This window comes from Chromobacterium alticapitis (genome assembly GCF_002924365.1).
GTDB classification, from domain to species: domain Bacteria; phylum Pseudomonadota; class Gammaproteobacteria; order Burkholderiales; family Chromobacteriaceae; genus Chromobacterium; species Chromobacterium alticapitis.
The window spans coordinates 1-18,235 of the sequence record NZ_PQWB01000037.1 but is presented as its reverse complement, the minus strand read 5'-3'; the positions used below and the strand labels follow the sequence as shown (position 1 = coordinate 18,235).

The following is an 18,235-nucleotide window of genomic DNA, read 5'->3' as shown; positions in this document are numbered from 1 at the left end:
GCGGCCCGCCAATGCCCGTCTGGCTTAGGTTTTGCCGGGGGGATCGTAGAGGCCTCCGGCCGCGGTTGAAACGCCATTTGCATGGTAATGACATGAGTATCGGCTAGCAAGGAGGCAAGCCGGAATGAAAAACGCCGCCGTTGGAGCGAATGGCGGCGCGGGGGCGGAGCGGTTCAGTCAGGTAGCGCGGCTTGGCTGTGCAGACCATGCCCATGAGTCAGCGGTAGGGCGGAAGCCCGGTTTGCCGGGCGTTCCGCCGCTTGTCGCCATGTGTCGCAGTTTCGTAGCGCGGGTTAGGCCGTTCCGGCCATGCCCGCGATCCATAAGAGCGGTTGGTCCAGCGTTGTTCGCTGGCATGGCCAAGCCGCGCTATGGCTGTGTCGTTGCGATCGGCGGAACGCCCCGCGGGATGCGAGGCTTCCGCCCTACCACAGCACCTTGACCTTGCCTTCGCCCAGCCAGTCGCTCAGCGACAGCAAGAGGCCGTCGTCCAGGCGCACGCCCCATTCCTGGGGCAGCATCAGCTCGCCGCGGGCCTGGCCGTTGTTGTAGGCCAGCCGCACCAGGCAGCCGGCGTCCAGGCTCTTGAAGGGGTGCAGCTCGGATTTGAGGCGGGCGATGTCCGGCTTGGCCGGCAGCTGCAGCGACAGGCCGCGCGCGTAGCGGCTGCGCGCCTCGCCCAGGGTGTGCAGCTTGTCCACGATGATGCGCAGGCCGCCGGAGAAGCTGTCCTCGCTGACCTTGCCTTCCACCACCAGCACGATGTCTTCCTTCAGCTTGTCGCGGTTCAGCTCGAAGCTCTCGGCGAACAGGCTGACTTCCAGCTTGGCGGTGCCGTCATCCAGCTGGACGAAGGCCATCTTGCCGCGGTTGCCCACCTTGACGCGGATGCCGGTGACGAAGCCGGCCAACAGCTGCGGCTCCTTGCGCGGGCTGAGGCGGGACAGCGTGGTTTTGATGAAGCCGCGCACTTCTTTCTCATAGGACGAGAACGGGTGGTCGGACAGGTAGAAGCCTATGGCCAGTTTTTCCTCGGCCAGCTTCACCGCGTCGTTCCACGGCCGGGTGGCCACCATCGCCACCGCCGGCGCGACGTCGTCGCCGAACATGTCGAACAGGCCGCCCTGATTGGCGTTGGCGTGTTCCTGCTCAGCCGCTTCCATGGCCAGGCCGACGTTGGCGAACAAGAGCGCGCGGTTGGCTTCGATGGCGTCGAAGGCGCCGGCGCGGATCAGCGCCTCGATCACTCGTTTGTTGACCAGCTTCTTGTCCGTTCGCTTGCAGAAATCGAACAGGTCGGTGAAGGGACCGCCGGCTTGGCGCGCGGAGACGATGTGGTCGACCGCCGATTCGCCGGTGCCCTTGATCGCGCCCAGCGCGTAGCGGATTTCCTTGCGGCTGACCGGCACGAAGCGGTAGAAGCTGTGGTTGACGTCCGGCGGCAGGAAGGTGATGCCGTTCTTGGCGTCCTGGCAATCGTCGTAGAACACCTTGAGCTGGTCGGTGTTGTCCAATTCCGTGGACATGGTCGCCGCCATATAGGCCGCGCAGTGGTGGGCCTTGAGCCAGGCGGTGTGGTAGGCCACCAGCGCGTAGGCGGCGGCGTGCGATTTGTTGAAGCCGTAGCCGGCGAACTTCTCCATATAGTCGAAGATTTCGTTAGCCTTGGACTCCGGGATGTCCTGCTTGGCCGCGCCCTGCACGAACATGGCGCGCTGCGCCACCATCTCTTCGACTTTTTTCTTACCCATGGCGCGGCGCAGCAAGTCGGCGCCGCCCAAGCTATAGCCGCCGATCACCTGGGCGGACTGCATCACCTGTTCCTGGTACACCATGATGCCGTAGGTCGGGGCCAATACCGGCTCCAAGAGAGGGTGCAGGTACTCGAACTTGGCGCCGTGCATGCGCTGGATGAAGTCCGGAATCAGGTCCATCGGGCCCGGGCGATACAGCGCCACGAAGGCGATAATTTCCTCAAACTTGCTCGGTTTGGCCTCCACCAGCATCTTTTTCATGCCGGTGGATTCGAACTGGAACACGGCGGTGGTGTTGGCGGTGGCGAACACCTTGTAGGCCGGCTTGTCGTCCAGCGGCAGGTGGGCGACGTCCACCTCCTCGCCGGTGATGTCCTTGATGTACTTTTGCGCCAGCTCGATGATGGTGAGGTTGCGCAGGCCCAGGAAGTCGAACTTCACCAGGCCGATCTGCTCGACGTCGTCCTTGTCGAACTGCGAAACGGGAGACGCGCCTTCGCCGCTGGCGATGTACAGCGGGCAGAAGTCGGTCAAGCGGCCCGGCGCGATCAACACGCCGCCGGCGTGCATGCCCAGACCGCGGGTCAGGTCTTCCAGCTTCATCGCCAGCTCGATCAGCTCCTGCGCGCCCTCGCTTTCGATGATCTCGCCGATCTGCGCCTCCACTTGCATCGCCTTGTCCAGGCTCAGCGGCTTGTTGGCCTCCAGCGGGATCAGCTTGGACAGGCGGTCGCACAGGCCGAAGGGGAGGTCCAGCACGCGGCCGACGTCGCGGATCACCGACTTGGACGACATGGTGCCGAAGGTGACGATCTGGCTCACCGCCTCCTCGCCGTATTTGCGGCGGGTGTACTCGATCACGCGCCAGCGGTTTTCCTGGCAGAAGTCCACGTCGAAGTCGGGCATGGATACCCGTTCCGGGTTCAGGAAGCGCTCGAACAGCAGCGCGTACTTCAGCGGGTCCAGATCGGTAATGGACAGGCTGTAGGCCACGAGAGAGCCGGCGCCGGAGCCCCGGCCGGGGCCCACCGGGCAGCCGTTGCCTTTGCCCCACTGGATAAAGTCCGCCACGATCAGGAAGTAGCCAGGGAAGCCCATCTGGATGATGGTGTCGCACTCGAACTTCAGCCGCGCGTCGTAATCGGGCCGCTTGGCCTCGCGTTCGGCCTCGTCCGGGTACAGCTGCTTCAGCCGCTCCTCCAGGCCGCGCTTGGCCTCGTACACCAGGAAGTCGTCCAGGGTCATGCCGTCCGGCGTGGGGAAGAGCGGCAGGTAGTTCTTGCCCAGCACCACCGAGATATTGCAGCGCTTGGCGATTTCCACCGTATTGGCCAGCGCCTCGGGGATGTCCGCGAAGCGGGCTTCCATTTCGTCGGCGCTGAGGAAGTGCTGGCACTCGTTGAAGCTGCGCGGGCGGCGCTTGTCGCCCAGGGTGTAGCCTTCGGCGATGCACACTCGCGCCTCGTGCGCCTTGAAGTCATCCTTGTCCATGAACTGGATGGGGTGGGTGGCCACCACCGGCAGCGTGGTTTCGCCGGCCAGCCACAGCGTGGCCTGCACCACGTTTTCCACCTGTGGGCTGTCCACGCGCTGAATTTCCAGATAGAAGGCGCCGGGGAACAGTTTTTCCCAGTATTCGGCGCGGCGGCGCGCCTCGTCGCGCTGGCCCATGGACAGCGCGACGCCCACGTCGCCCAGATGCGCGCCGGACAGACAGAGCAGATTGCTGTTGTCGCCGTTCTCCAGCCAGGCGCGCTTGATCTCGGCGCGGCCGCGGTACTGGTTGTGGCTGAAGGCCTCGGTCAGCAGTTCGCACAAGCGGCGATAGCCCTCGCGGTTCTTCGCCGTCAACATCAGCCGGTAAGGCTTGTCGCGGTCCTCCTCGTTTTCCAGCCAGATGTCGGCGGACACGATGGGCTTGATGCCCTTGTTGCGGCAGCTCTTGTAGAACTTGACCATGCCGAACAGATTCATCAGGTCCGACACGCCGAGCGCGGGCATCTGTTCCTTGACGGCGCGTTTGACCGCGTCATCGAGGCGGACGATGCCGTCGGTGATGGAAAACTCCGAGTGGAGGCGAAGATGGACAAAGCGAGGTGCGTTCATTCCGGCATTTTACCGGCAGCCCGTGAGGCGAACCAGTTCAATTAACGGCTGGCACGGCGACGCCGCCGCGCATTAGAATGATGGCATGGCAATTTTCACCACAGGCGTAGCAAAACGATGGAGTTCAATGTGCAGCAATTGGAGCGAACGAATCTGTATCAGCTGCTGGTGGGCTGCGTCTTGCCGCGGCCCATCGCCTGGGTGAGCACGCAGGACTTGAAGGGCGTCTGCAATCTGGCGCCGTTTTCGTTCTTCAATGTGATGAGCGTCACGCCGCCGCTGCTGGGCATCAGCATACTGAAGCAGGCGTCGGAGCGGGACAAGGACACCTTGGCCAATATTCGGCTGACCGGCGAGCTGGTGGTCAACATCGTCAGCCAGCCTCTGGCCGAGGCGATGAATCTGACCTGCGGCAGCTATCCGCCGGATGTAGACGAATTCGAACTGGCGGGCTTGGCCAAATCGGCCAGCGTGGCGGTCAAGCCGCCCGGCGTGGCCCTGGCGCCGGTGCGGCTGGAGTGCACCTTGCACCAGTGCCTGACTTTTGGCCATGGCAGCGGCGCCGGCAATCTGGTGCTGGCCGAGGTCAAGCACATCCATGTGGCGGACGAGGTGTGGCGCGACGGCGCGATAGACGATGCGGCGCTGCAGGCTGTGGGCAAGCTGGGCGGAGACCGCTACAGCCTGGCCGAGCCGGCGTTCAGCCTGGCGCGGCCGTGACGGGGTTTTACAACGTGGCCTGGATCTGCTCGGCGAGCGCGTCGAGCAGGCCATAGCGGCGCTGGTATTCGGCGCGCTTCTTGCTGGCGATGTCCTGCATCGCCTTGCGCGGCAGCGTCGGCGGAATGCGGTGGAAGCGGCCGTCGTCCAGCGGCTCGGCTTCCAGCGTCTGCCAGAAGCTGTCGTAATCGGCGTGGAAGCCGCGGCGGTAGCGCCAGGAGCTGTAGATGTGCTCACGGTTGCCGACGGCCAGGATCTGCGAGATGCCTATGCGTTCGGCCAAAGCGGCCAGCGCTTCTATCGCCAGCCGTTTGGGAAACAGGCCGTGGGCGGCCTTGGTGGCCAGCTGCACCTCTTCCGCGCCATGCGGCTTGCGTGGTCCCTGCAGGCCGCCCACCATGATTGCCGGCTGTTCGTCGCGGCGAATCAGGGTGAAGGTCAGCGTCGCCAAGGGGACGCCATCCGCATTGCTGACCTGCAGCGACATTTCCCCTTCTTTGTCGAAGCTGTGCTGCTGGGTCAGCTGAACCAGCAGCGCGCTGTCGTTCTTGCCCGTCAGCGTAGCCAGATGCAAGGTTTGGCTGGCCAAGAGTTGCTGCCGCGCCGCGCCGGAGAAGCGCTGTTCCAGCAATTGGTAATGCGCCTGCAGCGCTTGCAGCTTGCCGGCGGCGCCCAGCGAACGGTACAGATAGGGACGATGCAATTTGCAGGCCAGCCGCGGGTTGTGCCGCAGGTAGGGCAACAGGGCCTGCGAGCGGACGGTGTCCAGCCAGCGCAAGGTCCACGGCAGCGTCAGCATGCCGCGAAACGCGAACTTGAAACGGTTCTTGCTCTCGTCGAAACCATCGCGGCGGGAAAACGTCCCGCTGGCCAGAGACCAGAACAGATCCATGGAATTGATTGCAGTCATGCCATCCCTCATCTTCAGTCTTATTAGGATAAGATAAGTTCTGACAAGAAGATGTTAAAAAATGTGTCCAACCGTGTGACGGTATGTGACAGAAAATAGCCCTGTCATGATGGATTTTGCCCAAGAATTGCGACTGGAAGAGGACAGCCGGCTAGCGTAAACGGACGGTATGCAATCGTCTTCGCGCTTGGGCGGGAATACGGGGTCAGCTGGCCGGCGGATCCTTGGGACGCATCGAGTGCAGGGCGGCCCGCTGCATTTCCAGCGTTTTGATCTGCATGGACAGCACGCCCAGATTCATGGTCAGCCAGCCTTCCACCACGCGGAGCTCGGCCAACTTGCGGTCGATTTCCTCTTCCGACATCGGCGGCAGGAAGGCCTGCATGCCGGGCGGCGTGGCTTGCTGCCAGAACTGGCGGAACAGGGCGAATGGATCGTTGTGCTTGTCTTGGCTCATGGGCTTCATCCTGCGGCATGAAAAAACGGGCAAGCGACGCTTGCCCGTTCAGTATATGCCCTAGGCCGAAACGGATCAGCCCTGTTGCACCACAGCCTGCGCGTCCACGGAGGCCAGCGCCACCATATTGACGATGCGGCGCACCGAGGAGATCGGCGTCAGGATGTGCACCGGCTTGGCCATGCCCATCAGGATCGGGCCTATGGTCACGCCGTCGGCTGCCGACACGCGCAGCAGGTTGTAGCTGATGTTGGCGGCTTCCACGTTGGGCATGATCAGCAGATTGGCCGAGCCCTTCAGCGTGGAGTCCGGCATTGCCTGGGTGCGGATGGCTTCCACCAGCGCCGCGTCGCCCTGCATTTCGCCGTCGATTTCCAGCTCCGGCTGGGCTTCGCGGATCAGATCGAACGCCGCGCGCATCTTCTGCGCCGACGGGGTGTTCAAGGCGCCGAAGCTGGAGTTGGACAGCAGCGCGGCCTTGGGCTGGATGCCGAAGCGCTTGATCGACTGCGACGCCATCTTGGTGATGGAGGCCAGTTGCTCGGCGCTAGGCTCGGCGTTGACGTAGGTGTCGGCGATGAAGATGTTGCCGGTCGGCAGGATCAGCGCGTTCATCGCGCCGGCCACCTTGTCCTTGTTGGCATAGCCCAGCACGTTTTCCAGGATGTCGAAGTGCTGGCGGTAGGGGCCGTAGGTGCCGCAGATCAGCGCGTCGGCGTCGCCGCGGCGCACCATCATCGCGCCGATCAGCGTGGTGTTGCCGATCACGCGGCGGCGGGCCTGCTCTTGCGATACGCCTTTGCGCTTCATCAGCTGGTAGTAGTCCTGCCAGTAGTCGTTGAAGCGCGGGTCGGATTCATTGTTGACCAGCTCGAAGTCCACGCCGGCGCGCAGCTTCAGGCCCAGTTTCTCGATGCGCTTCTCGATCACGCTGGGACGACCCACCAGGATGGGCTTGGCCAGACCCTGGGTGACGATTTCCTGGGTGGCGTGCAGCACGCGCTCGTCTTCGCCCTCGGTCAGCACCACGCGTTTCGGGTTTTGCTTGGCCTGGGCGAACACCGGCTTCATGAACAGATTGGTCTTGTAGACGAACTGCGCCAGTTGGTCGGCGTAGGCGTCGAAGTCCTGGATCGGGCGGGTGGCGACGCCGGAGTCCATGGCGGCCTTGGCCACGGCCGGGGCAATCTTGACGATCAGGCGCGGGTCGAACGGCTTCGGAATCACGTATTCCGGTCCGAAGGACAGCTCCTGGTTGCCGTAGGCGGTGGCCACCACATCGTTCTGCTCGGCCATCGCCAGGTCGGCGATCGCGCGCACGGTGGCCAGCTTCATCTCTTCATTGATGGTGGTGGCGCCCACGTCCAGCGCGCCGCGGAAGATGAAGGGGAAGCACAGCACGTTGTTGACCTGGTTCGGGAAGTCCGAGCGGCCGGTGCCGATGATGGCGTCCGGGCGCACTTCCTTGACCAGCGGCGGCAGGATTTCCGGTTCCGGGTTGGCCATGGCCAGGATCAGCGGGTCGCGGGCCATGGATTTGACCATGTCTTGCGACACCAGGCGCGGGCCGGACAGGCCCATGAAGATGTCGGCGCCGGTCATGGCGTCGGCCAGTTTGCGCCAGCCGTTGTCCGGGATGGCGTAACGCAGCTTGGACTCGTCCAACTTCTCGTCGCGGCCAATGAAGACCACGCCTTTGGAATCGCAAATGGTGATGTTTTCGCGCTTCACGCCCAGCGCCACCAGCAGGTCCAGGCAGGCGATGGCGGCGGCGCCGGCGCCGGAGGCCACCACGCGCACTTCGCCGATTTCCTTCTTCACCAGGCGCAGGCCGTTCAGCACCGTGGCGGCAGCCACGATGGCGGTGCCGTGCTGGTCGTCGTGGAAGACCGGGATGCCCATGCGCTCACGGCACTTCTTCTCGATGTAGAAGCACTCCGGCGCCTTGATGTCTTCCAGGTTGATGCCGCCGAAGGTCGGTTCCAGCGAGCAGATGATGTCCACCAGCTTGTCCGGGTCCAGCTCATTGACTTCGATATCGAAAACATCGATGCCGGCGAATTTTTTGAACAATACGCCCTTGCCCTCCATCACCGGCTTGCTGGCCAGCGCGCCGATATTGCCCAGGCCCAGCACGGCGGTGCCGTTGGAGATCACGGCCACCAAGTTGCCGCGCGCGGTGTACTTGTAGGCATTCAGCGGGTCTTCGACGATGGCGTCGCACGGGGCGGCCACGCCGGGAGAATAGGCCAGCGCCAGATCGCGCTGAGTGGTCAGCGGCTTGGTCGGGGAGACCTGAATCTTGCCCGGGGTCGGGAACTGGTGAAACTCCAAGGCGCTTTGACGCAATTGCTCGTCCATTGGCAGGCTCCTGATTGAGAGAGATGTTCTTATGTGGGTAAGGGATGGTTGGGCATTATAAGGCCTTATGCAGGGGCCGGGCTACGCGTGTCGGACAAAAGCCGCGGCGGGAAAATCCGCCGTCGCGGCCCATCCATGCCCTGACTCGCTCAGCCCAGCATTCCCAGCGCCCGCGGCAGCCACAGCGAGATTTGCGGGATGAAGGTGACGGCCACCAGGAAGCCCAGCATGGTCAGCAGCCACGGCCATACCGCGACCGTCAGCTCGGTGATCCCCATCTTGGTGATCCCCGAAGCCACGTAAAGGTTCAATCCGACAGGCGGATGGCACATGCCCACCTCCATGTTCACCGCGATCAGGATGCCGAAGTGGATCGGGTTGACGCCCAGCTTCACCGCCACCGGATACAGGATGGGCGCCATGATCAGCACGATGGCCGATGGGTCCATGAAGTTGCCGGCCGCCAGCAGCAGGATATTGGTCAGCAGCAGGAAGGCGACGATGCCGAAGCCCTGGGTGGCCATCCAGGCTGCCATGCTCTGCGGGATCTGCTCGGACGCCATCAGGAAGGAAAACAGCACCGCGTTGGTGATGATGTACAGCAACATCGCGCTCATCGACGCCGCGTTGATCAGCACCTTGGGCACGTCCTTCACGCCCATGTCCTTGTAGACGAATACCGCGATCACGAAGGCGTACACCGCCGCCATGGCCGCCGCCTCGGTGGGCGTGAAAATGCCGGTGTAAATGCCGCCTATGACCAGCACGATCAGCAGCAGGCCCCATACGCATTCGCGGAAGGCGCGCCAGCGTTCGCCCCAGCTCGCCTTGGGCAGGCGCGGGTAGTCATGCTTGCGCGCGCGGGACCAGGTGGTCAGGCCCAGCAGAACGGACAGCGCCAGGCCCGGCAGCACGCCGGCCATGAACAGCTGGCCGACCGAGGCGCTGGACACGCTGGAGCCGTCCGGGCCGGTGACCTGCATGCCGGCGGTGGCGATGCTGTACATCACCAGATTGATGGACGGCGGGAACAGAATGCCCAGCGCGCCGGAAGTGGTGATCACGCCGGCGCCGAAGCGCTGCGGATAGCCCTGTTTCAGCATGGCCGGCAGGATGATGGAGCCGACGGCGACGACGGTGGCGACCGAGGAGCCGGTGATGGCGGCGAACAGCGCGCAGGACACCACGCCGGCCAGGCCCAGGCCGCCGTACCAGTGGCCTACCAGCGTAGTGGCGAAGCGTATCATCCGCCGCGCCACGCCGCCGTGCATCAGGAAATTGCCGGCCAGGATGAAGAACGGGATGGCCATGATCTCGAACTTCTCTATGCCGGTGAACAGCTTCAGCGCGACGGAGGTGATGGGCACCTCGGTCATGGTGAACAGATAAGTCAGGACGGTCAGGCCCAGGGAAATGGAGATCGGCATGCCGGTCAGCATCAGCGCGATCAACAGTCCGAAAATGATCAGCGCGCTCATGGACGGCCTCCGTGGTTCAGGTCGTGCGGGTGCAGATTATCCAGCCCTTCGTCGCCGTCTATGCCTTCCACGTGGCCGTGGTCATGCTTGGGCAGGCTGCCGGTCCGGATGAAGTTCCAGGCCACTTGCAAAAAGCGGAAGCACATCAGCGAGGAGCCGGATGGGATGGCCAGATACACCAGCCACATCGGCGCTTCCAGGTCAGGCGAGGTCTGGTCGGTATGGGCGATTTCCCAGACGAAATTGCCGCCCATCACGGCTACTGCGCCGGTGAACAGCGCGCCGGCCAAGAGGCCGAACACGATGAACTTGGCGCGGACGCGGTCCGGCAGACGGTTGATCAGCACATCCACGCCGACGTGGATGCCGGTGCGCACGCCGTAGGCGGCGCCGAATTTGGCCATCCACACGAAGAGATAAACGGTCAGTTCCTGCGCCCAGGCCAGGTTGATGTGGGCGAGATAGGGTTGCAGAGCGGGAATGCCCGAGCCGTAGCGATGCAGCACCGCGACGAAGGTGATCAGGGTGGCGGCCCCCATCAGACAGGCAATCAGCCACTCCTCGAGGTGGTCGAGGACTTTCAGCATGATGGTATTCCTATTCAACCGGCAATGAAGCTTGCGGTAGGCCTTGCGTGGAGGCCGGTAAAGCGCGGGACTCGCCCGCGCGGCATCTGCGCGCAAGGAGGCACGGGCCGCTTCGCCGCGGCCCATGCCTGACTTCACCGTACACCGCCGGGTCTATCAATGCGAAGAAAAGCCGCGCGGGCGCGCGGCTGTTTGCGGCTTACTTGGCGGGGTTGAAGCCGGTTTCTTTATAGATTTGCTTCAACAGATCCGGGCCGATGCGGGAAGCCATTTTCTGGTGAACCGGCAGCATGGCCTTCTTGAAGGCTTCGCGTTCTTGCGGCGTCGGCACGTAGACCTTGGTCTTGCCGGAGGCCTTGATCGCGGCCACGGCCTTGTCGTTTTCTTCCTTGGCGATCTTGTTGGCGTAGACGGAGGCGTCTTGCACCGCGCTGTCCAGTTCGCCGCGGACGTCGGCCGGCAGGCCGTCCCAGAACTTCTTGTTGACGATCAGCGCGTAGCCGAGGAAACCGTGCTGGGTCAGCGTCAGGTTCTTCTGCACCTCATAGGCCTTGCTGGTGTAAAGATTGGACGCCTCCAGCTCGGTGCCGTCCACCACGCCGGTCTGCAGCGCCTGGTAGACCTCGGAGAAGGCCATCACCTGCGGCAGCGCGCCCAGGGTGCGCATTTCCTCTTCCAGCACCTTGGAGGACTGGATGCGGATCTTCATGCCCTTGAGGTCGGCCGGTGACTTGATGGGCTTGTTGGCAGAGAAGTTCTTGAAACCATTGTCCCAGTACGCCAGGCCCTTGATGCCCTTGCTATCCAGCTTGCCCAGCAGCTGCTTGCCGATGGCGCCGTGCATCACCTTGTTGACTTCGTCGTAGTTGTCGAAGACGTAGGGCAGGTCGAACACCTCGAACTCCTTCACGCCCAGCGGGCCGAACTTGGCCAGGCTGGGAGCCAGCATCTGCACCGCGCCCAGCTGCAGCGCCTCCAGCTCTTCCTTGTCCTTGTACAGCTGGCTGTTGGGGTAGACCTCCACCTTGACCCGGCCGTGGGTGCGCTGTTCCGCCAGTTTCTTGAAATAGTCCGCCGCCTTGCCCTTGGGGGTATCCGGCGCCACCACATGGCTGAACTTGATCACGATGGGGGCCGCGGCCTGGGCGAAGCCGGACAGGGTGAGGCTGGCGCAGAAGGCCAGCGCGATATGCTTCAATTTCATGGTTTCTCCATCCATTCGTAGCGTTGTCGGTTTTGTCGGCCGGCAGTTGCCGGCGCTTCTTCTGCCGTTAAAGTAGAAGCTCCAGGCCGCGCTGACCATTAGGGAATTCCAGAACAAGGGCATGCCGCCCCGCTACGGCCCAGGCGCGGTATCATCTGAGCGTGTTCCCATCCGGTGGCTGCCATGCCTTCTTCCGCCTCCTCCGCGCGCCGCGCGCCGCTCATGCTGTGGCCCGGCGTCAGCATCGCCCTGATCGCCTTGCTGGTGGCTCTGTGCAGCCTCAGCTATCTGGTGTACCGCGACTGGCGCGACGAGCAGCAGGACAATCTGATCCAGGAGGTGTTATGGCTGGAACAATCGCTGCGCATGCATCTGGAGGGGCATCAGGAGTGGGCGGACACGCTGGCGCGCGACATCGCCGCCGGCAAGGTGGACAGCGAGCGCTTCAGCCGGCAGGCGGCGTTCTACCTGCGCGAGAACCCGGAGCTGGTTAGCTTTGAGCGCGTTGGGCCAGACCACCGCGTGGAGTGGGATTCCCACGGCGTGCGCCGCGACGGCCGCCAGCTCAACTCCGCCGAGTTCGACGCGCTGTGGCGCGCCGGCCGTTTGCTGCGGCCCAGCTATGGCGCGCCCTACCAGGGGCCGGCCGGCAAATACCGTTTCGACTTGGCCGTGCCCATCGTCCGCGACGGCAGGCTGCTGGGCGGCGTGCGCATTTCCTACCAGCTGGACGCGCTGCTGTACCACCAGGTGCCGTGGTGGATCGCTTCCAAGAACTACATCAGCATCGTCGATCTGGACGGCAAGACCCTGGCGCAGAAGTTCGACGCGGCGGAGCAAGCAGGCCCGCTGTCGCACCAGACCGGTTTCGACCCGCCCGGCTACGGCCTCTATCTGCGCGCGGTGGGCTACCGCAGCGGACTGGGGCTGACGCTGCCGGTGCTGACCGGCGTCATCGTTTTGCTGCTGCTGACGCTGCTGTACGCGGTGTGGCGCATCCGCCGCCACATGCGCGAGCGGGCGCAGGCCGAGCAAAAGCTGGCGCAGGAGGTGTCGCTGCGCCAGGCGATAGAGGATTCGATGAAGAGCGGCCTGGTGGCAATAGGGCTGGAGGGCGAAATCGTCCGCGTCAACCGCGCCTTTTGCGACATGCTGGGTTTCGCGCCGGACGAACTGGTAGGCAGCTATCCGCCGCATCCATTCTGGCCCGCCTCGCAGCACGGCGCGCTGGCCGCGGCGATGGACGCCGTGCGCGACAACCGCCAGCCGGAGCAAGGCTTCGAGCTGACGCTGCGGCGCAAGCATGGCGGCACGCTGGTGGTGCGGCTGTTCGCCACGCCGCTGGTGGGGGAGGACGGCGGGCAGCATGGCTGGATCGCCTCGCTGTTCGACATCACCGAACGCCAGCGCCAGCGCACGGCGCTGGACGCGGCGCATCGACGCTTTCTGACCGTGCTGAACGGCCTGGCCGCTGGCGTGTGCGTGGTGGACGAGGGCAGCGGCCAGTTGCTGTACGCTAATCCGGGGTTCGCTGAAATGTGGCTGGTGGGCGATGCCGACGCGCCGTGCTGCGTGCTGCTTCCGGGCCTGATGGCCGGCGGGCGCGACGAGGAGTATGCCCAGGAATTCATCGTGGCGCATGACAGCCGCTACCTGCTGATCCGCCGCCGCCGCATCGAATGGGTGAGCGGCGAATCCGCCTGGCTCGCCATCGTCAGCGACGTCACGGCCGATCGCCATCGCGAGGAGCGCGAGCAGGCGCAGCAAGAACGCTTCCAGAACACCGCGCGGCTGATCGCCATGGGCGAAATGGCCTCTACCCTGGCCCACGAGCTGAACCAGCCGCTGACCGCCATCAACACCTACGCCGCCGGCGTGGGCCGCCGCTTGCCGGAAGATCTGGAACTGCCGCCCGGCGTGCGCGAAGCCATCCACGCCATCGCCGACCAAGCCCGGCGCGCGGCGCAAATCGTCAGCAGCATCCGCGCTTTTGTCAAAAAACACGAGCCGCAGTTGGAGCGGGTGGAACCGGCGCGCGTGGTGCAGCGCGCGCTGGGCCTGGCGGAGCCGCTGGCGGCCAAGAACGGCGTCAGCCTGCAACTGGCGGCAGACCGCCGGCCCTGCCAGGTGGACATGGACCCGGTGCTGATCGAGCAGGTGCTGCTCAATCTGATGAAAAACGCCATCGAGGCGCTGGTGGAAGCCGGCACGCCGCGCCCCGGCGTGGAGTTGCATACCTGCGTGGAAAACGGAAGATGGAAGGTGGAAGTTGTGGACAACGGCCCAGGCCTGGCGGCCGGGATGCAGGACAACCTGTTCACGCCTTTCTACTCCACCAAGCCGGAAGGCATGGGCATAGGCCTCAATATCTGTCGCTCCATCGTGGAATTCCACCGCGGCGAATTCGGCGCCGTCAGCAGCCTGGAGGGCGGCTGCGTGTTCTGGTTCAGCCTGCCGCAAGCCGGCGTCTGACAGGGGCGGGCAGGGGGCTGGTCAAGCGAAATGCCGTCGTGCTAGTATTGCCAAATCGATGGGCCGATAGCTCAGCTGGGAGAGCGCTGCGTTCGCAATGCAGAGGTCGAGGGTTCGATCCCCTTTCGGTCCACCAAGGAATATCAAGGGCTTAGCAGCGTTGAAACAGGAAGCATTTTTTTGCAGCTACTGCAAAGATATGCTACCCAGACGAACTGCAAAAATATGCTATCTGTCCTTACACGAGATAGTTCGTAAGCGTTGCACAAGGTGCGTGCATATAGCACTGCTCTGCGTATCACTATCCATGAACCCGCCTAACGGCGGGTTAGTCGTTTCTACCGTGTGCTTGTTCAAGTGAAGTTGTCATCCAGCGTCACTACCGATGGATGAAGGTTCGGCCACAGTGGTATTCCTCCTCAGAGGATAGCTTCCAGCCCACTACTACATGTCGATTTAACCGGTATTTGAGTGGAGCAGATACCAGGCTCGGATACTGACTGACAGAAGTTCGGCCAAAGCGGATAGTCACCGCCGCAACCCAATACGTCCGCTGCCATTCGTCTATGGCCTCGCTGATAGCCGCAACTGCACCATTGCTACTGGTCATGTATCGCCAAAACTGCCCATCGCTCGGGCTTAGCTCATTCGAGTGTCTCGATTGCCAAGCAGCCATTACGTGGTTTCTTTGAGCGTCTTTATATTCCACGGACGACTAACTGGTTTACCAGTTAGCGACACGCGGGCTGAGGATCAGGAAGCAGTGCTGCAGGGGTGATGTCTAGGAAGCGTTGACGCCCATCTTTTCCGAGTGGTCACGACGTCAACCTACCCCCTATCAGGAGCGCATGACTTGGTCGAACAGAACGCGATCTCGTTCGGCCAGGGCAATCGGCCTCGCTCGCCGACGGGATGGCAGCAAATGATCCTTCCCGCACTACGCGCGCGTGCCGTATCATTCGATGACTCCGTAATAAAATGAAAACTGGGAGAGGCCACACATGGCCGCGTCTGACATCAGCGTACGTGATACGCTCAATCTGCTAGATGGCTCGTTCGAACCCTTCGCTGCCGGCGTGTCAAACGGGCTTTACGCATTCTGGTTGGGGTCGGGGATTTCATTCGGACGCGCGCCGAGTCTGCGGATCCTCGTCGGCAAAGTTGTCGAGTTCGTACGCTCGCGCATTAACCATGCGGATCCCAACTGCAAGTTCGCCCGCACCTTGCAAGAGATTCTCAACTTGGCCAGCGCCTCAGCGGAAGAACGTGCGCGCTCGAAGTTCGATGAGCCCTTTGCCAGTTGGCCGGATCAGGATGCCATCGTTTGGCGCTTGGTCAATAACTATTCCAAGCTGCTCGGCCTCACTGTCGAAGGCGAGGACATGGACTATCTCTTGTGGAGCGTCATCGACGTTGGCGCGACGTTCGCGGATCCCGCCATGGTCCCAGATGTGGAGCACCTCTGCCTCGCGGCCTTGAGTCTGGAGGGCACTGCGCCTGAGATGCTCTCCGCCAATTGGGATCCACTGGTCGAAAGGGCTGTGGACGCCCTGACAGGCGGTACTGCCGCGCTGAGCCCGACTGTTGTTGCACGTCCCGCCGATCTTCAACTGCCACGCAATAAGACCCGCCTCATCAAGTTCCATGGCTGTGCTGCGAAAGCTCAAGGTGACCCGGGCCAGTACCGCCAATGGTTGGTGGCGTCCAACGATCAGGTTGCCGCCTTCTGCACGCAGGCGAACAACCAGGGGCTGGTCACTGCATTGACGCACATCGTTGGGAGCAAGCGCACGCTGATGCTTGGCCTTTCATGTAGGGAGGCAAAGTTATTGACAACTCAAGGCAAATAAATTGCAACTCGCTCCAAGTCGATAAAAAATCAACCCATCAAAATCCCAAAAGCAAACCAAACGACATTTAGTATCAAAAATACAACACAGAATAGATTTCATCTGTTCTGTGTTTTTCATTTCAGTTCACTGCAGAATAAAGAGCAAAGCCTGCCAACTCCCCGATATCCAATCCCCGACTTACACCTCAGTAACTCATTGAAAACTACCCATTATCCCTTCGCAAATCCGGAATCTCCTCCGGATAAAAATCCTGGGATCCAAAGAAGCATCCACGACAAAAATTGGCTTAAGTTCATCCTCGGAGCTAGCTTTATCATTCATTCACAAAAATTCCAATGGCATAATTTTTCGTAGAATATAGTTTCTACGGAAAAACAGCATGTTACGCAGAAAAATTGCTGTCGCATCAAGCAGTCGGCAGCTAGAATTTAGAGGAAATGCAACGAGAACATTACGAGAAAACGTGAAAGGAACACCTATGGCTACATAGCAAAAAGGACACCCCCTAAATATAGAGAAGTGCCCTATTGCCCGTGCGATAAAGACCAGACGGTATTCATAACCCTAAGCAAGTTCAGTATCGTCTAACGTCTCGCACTGGTCAAGCTCCCCGCACGTCTTTTTTCTGTGTCTCGAACATCGAGATGGGAACGTGCGGCCTAAAAATCTTAGGAGATCGACATGACCAGTCAAATCTATGCAGCTTTACTTGCCACAATTCGAAAATTACTTAACTCCAAACGCCCTGTCCGTGATGCATTCCACAAGCACGGAAATGGCTCCTATCGCGGTATTTGTCCGTCAAACAAAGGGATTGATGGCTGGATACCCAATGAATCCGGGCTAGCCCGCGACGCGATCCGACTTTACAACTTGGCTCCCGAGGTCATGCTCATCATCCCTGAGCCGTTCGCTCTGGACTACGAGCTCGACGGTGAGGCCCATAGCTATACGCCAGATTTTTTGTTGCACCTACGCGACGGTCGACGCGCCGTTGTAGAGATCAAGTATCAGGAGGAGGCTGACACCCCTGAGAACCAGCGCCGTTTCCAAGTGATCGCGCCACTGATCGAATCCGCAGGTGGGCTTTTCGCGGTCGTGACCGAAAAAACGCTGCGGAACAAGGTCATACGGCAAAACCTTGGGTTGATTGAAGGCCAGCGCCATCGACTTATTCCACTAACAGCCAAGACCGCAATGCTTCAAATCCTCAGGGAGGGTCCCGCCTCACTGGAAGCCCTCAGTAGCGCTGCAGGAGATGTCCGACTGGTCTATGCCGCCATTGGCCAGGAATGGCTAGCAGTCAGCCTCTACAAGCCACTTCGTCCCAGTACCTTGATCTGGAGGATTTGATCATGTCGCTCCAGATCATTCTGGAAAGCCCGGAAGGGCTTTCCGGCCAAGAACCACTGGCCAGTGCTCAACAGCGTCCATTCGACAGCCACTCCTCTCTTGCCCAAACTGCGGCTTTACGGCGGCAAGCCTATACTGACGCCTTCAATGCCCAGCGCAGCCCTTGCTACACCAAACATAAGCTGGAAGCGTTCATCCAAGACATTGCCCAACGCATCGGGGATCGCACCCCACCCTCTAGCAGTACGCTATATCGATGGCATACGCGCCTGCAAAGCAGCGGAGGCAACCCCTTGGTGCTCGTGCCTAACTTTGACCGCCGCGGAGGGAAAGGCCCACGGATGGAAGGCGAGTTGCTCCTCTTGGCAGAGGCCGCAATTCAAACAACCTATTTGACGTTGAAGCGCCCATCCATCCGCGTCACCTATGAAAAGCTGCTTATCCAGATTGCTGCTCACAACGATCAAGCGCCTGCGGATAAACAACTCAAAGTCCCCTGCTACGACACCTTCCGACGGTTGGTTCGCAATCAACCTCAGTATGAGGTAGATCTTGCCCGCTACGGGCGCGAGTACGCCCGCAAAAAGTACCGGCACAGCAGCATCACACCCACCACAATGTACCTGCTGGAACGCGTCGAAATTGACCATACGCCGTTCAACATCTTCGTCATCGATGAGGAGTCTATGCTGGTGCTGGGGCGCCCCTACATCACGGTGATCATCGATTGCCACACGCGCATGATCCTGGGCTTTTACCTGTCGTTTTCGCCGCCCAGCATCGAGGCGGTGCTGCGTTGCTTGCAGCACGCCATCGGCAGCAAAGACTATGTGAAAGAGCGGTATCCCGACATCCAGCATGACTGGCCATGCCATGGCATTCCTACCACTGCTGTCGTCGACAACGGATTGGAGTTTCACTCCCAGGACCTGCTGCGCGCCACTTTCGAACTGGGCATCAACTATCAGTTCTGCCCGCCC

The 18,235-nt window shown here is 61.7% G+C and carries 12 protein-coding genes and 1 tRNA gene; 6 read left to right on the top strand and 7 right to left on the bottom strand.

Going from position 1 to position 18,235, the window contains the following annotated elements:
- Positions 1-425: 425 nt before the first annotated feature.
- Positions 426-3,860: a DNA polymerase III subunit alpha gene (dnaE, locus tag C2I19_RS10355; RefSeq protein WP_103902619.1), complete on the bottom strand. Its 3,435-nt coding sequence runs from the start codon at positions 3,858-3,860 to the stop codon at positions 426-428.
- 117 nt (positions 3,861-3,977) lie between these two features.
- Here dnaE and C2I19_RS10350 point away from each other — a divergent pair, with 117 nt between their 5' ends.
- Positions 3,978-4,580, top strand: coding sequence for a flavin reductase family protein (locus tag C2I19_RS10350; protein WP_103902618.1), 603 nt, complete (start codon positions 3,978-3,980; stop codon positions 4,578-4,580).
- Positions 4,581-4,587: 7 nt separating this feature from the next.
- On the opposite strand, the gene C2I19_RS10345 is transcribed toward C2I19_RS10350, so the two are convergent.
- The 6 genes from C2I19_RS10345 to C2I19_RS10320 all read right to left on the bottom strand — a co-directional run bounded on the left by C2I19_RS10345 (position 4,588) and on the right by C2I19_RS10320 (position 11,577).
- Positions 4,588-5,490, bottom strand: coding sequence for a VirK/YbjX family protein (locus C2I19_RS10345; RefSeq protein WP_158253686.1), 903 nt, complete (start codon positions 5,488-5,490; stop codon positions 4,588-4,590).
- Positions 5,491-5,695: 205 nt separating this feature from the next.
- Positions 5,696-5,947 (bottom strand): PhaM family polyhydroxyalkanoate granule multifunctional regulatory protein, encoded by a 252-nt coding sequence (locus C2I19_RS10340; protein ID WP_103902616.1) that lies wholly within the window; start codon positions 5,945-5,947, stop codon positions 5,696-5,698.
- 75 nt (positions 5,948-6,022) lie between these two features.
- Positions 6,023-8,308: an NADP-dependent malic enzyme gene (locus tag C2I19_RS10335; protein ID WP_103902615.1), complete on the bottom strand. Its 2,286-nt coding sequence runs from the start codon at positions 8,306-8,308 to the stop codon at positions 6,023-6,025.
- Between the two features lie 149 nt (positions 8,309-8,457).
- Complete coding sequence (locus C2I19_RS10330) at positions 8,458-9,786, bottom strand: TRAP transporter large permease (protein ID WP_103902614.1); 1,329 nt, start codon at positions 9,784-9,786, stop codon at positions 8,458-8,460.
- Positions 9,783-10,373, bottom strand: coding sequence for a TRAP transporter small permease (locus C2I19_RS10325; RefSeq protein WP_103902613.1), 591 nt, complete (start codon positions 10,371-10,373; stop codon positions 9,783-9,785). The genes C2I19_RS10330 and C2I19_RS10325 overlap by 4 nt, the downstream gene beginning before the upstream one ends.
- 199 nt (positions 10,374-10,572) lie before the next feature.
- The gene (locus C2I19_RS10320; RefSeq protein WP_103902612.1) at positions 10,573-11,577 is read right to left on the bottom strand and encodes a TRAP transporter substrate-binding protein; all 1,005 of its coding nucleotides are present in this window, start codon (positions 11,575-11,577) and stop codon (positions 10,573-10,575) included.
- A 183-nt stretch (positions 11,578-11,760) separates the two neighbouring features.
- On the opposite strand from C2I19_RS10320, the gene C2I19_RS10315 reads away from it, so the two are divergent.
- The 5 genes from C2I19_RS10315 to C2I19_RS10295 form a co-directional block, all read left to right on the top strand.
- Positions 11,761-14,049 (top strand): PAS domain-containing sensor histidine kinase, encoded by a 2,289-nt coding sequence (locus C2I19_RS10315; protein WP_199181136.1) that lies wholly within the window; start codon positions 11,761-11,763, stop codon positions 14,047-14,049.
- 60 nt (positions 14,050-14,109) lie between these two features.
- A tRNA-Ala gene (locus C2I19_RS10310) sits at positions 14,110-14,185 on the top strand.
- Positions 14,186-15,050: 865 nt separating this feature from the next.
- A complete protein-coding gene (locus C2I19_RS10305) occupies positions 15,051-15,899 on the top strand; it encodes an SIR2 family protein (RefSeq protein WP_103902611.1) in 849 nt (282 codons plus the stop codon).
- Between the two features lie 684 nt (positions 15,900-16,583).
- Positions 16,584-17,255 (top strand): TnsA endonuclease N-terminal domain-containing protein, encoded by a 672-nt coding sequence (locus C2I19_RS10300; protein ID WP_103902610.1) that lies wholly within the window; start codon positions 16,584-16,586, stop codon positions 17,253-17,255.
- A gap of 2 nt (positions 17,256-17,257) precedes the next feature.
- Positions 17,258-18,235, top strand: a 978-nt coding sequence (locus C2I19_RS10295; protein WP_158253685.1) for an integrase catalytic domain-containing protein, incomplete at its 3' end; no start/stop codon positions are given.

Coding starts and splice junctions, on each gene's coding strand:
- dnaE (WP_103902619.1), bottom strand. CDS start 3,860: ATGAACGCACCTCGCTTTGTCCATCTTCGCCTCCACTCGGAGTTTTCC.
- C2I19_RS10350 (WP_103902618.1), top strand. CDS start 3,978: ATGGAGTTCAATGTGCAGCAATTGGAGCGAACGAATCTGTATCAGCTG.
- C2I19_RS10345 (WP_158253686.1), bottom strand. CDS start 5,490: ATGACTGCAATCAATTCCATGGATCTGTTCTGGTCTCTGGCCAGCGGG.
- C2I19_RS10340 (WP_103902616.1), bottom strand. CDS start 5,947: ATGAGCCAAGACAAGCACAACGATCCATTCGCCCTGTTCCGCCAGTTC.
- C2I19_RS10335 (WP_103902615.1), bottom strand. CDS start 8,308: ATGGACGAGCAATTGCGTCAAAGCGCCTTGGAGTTTCACCAGTTCCCG.
- C2I19_RS10330 (WP_103902614.1), bottom strand. CDS start 9,786: ATGAGCGCGCTGATCATTTTCGGACTGTTGATCGCGCTGATGCTGACC.
- C2I19_RS10325 (WP_103902613.1), bottom strand. CDS start 10,373: ATGCTGAAAGTCCTCGACCACCTCGAGGAGTGGCTGATTGCCTGTCTG.
- C2I19_RS10320 (WP_103902612.1), bottom strand. CDS start 11,577: ATGAAATTGAAGCATATCGCGCTGGCCTTCTGCGCCAGCCTCACCCTG.
- C2I19_RS10315 (WP_199181136.1), top strand. CDS start 11,761: ATGCCTTCTTCCGCCTCCTCCGCGCGCCGCGCGCCGCTCATGCTGTGG.
- C2I19_RS10305 (WP_103902611.1), top strand. CDS start 15,051: ATGGCCGCGTCTGACATCAGCGTACGTGATACGCTCAATCTGCTAGAT.
- C2I19_RS10300 (WP_103902610.1), top strand. CDS start 16,584: ATGACCAGTCAAATCTATGCAGCTTTACTTGCCACAATTCGAAAATTA.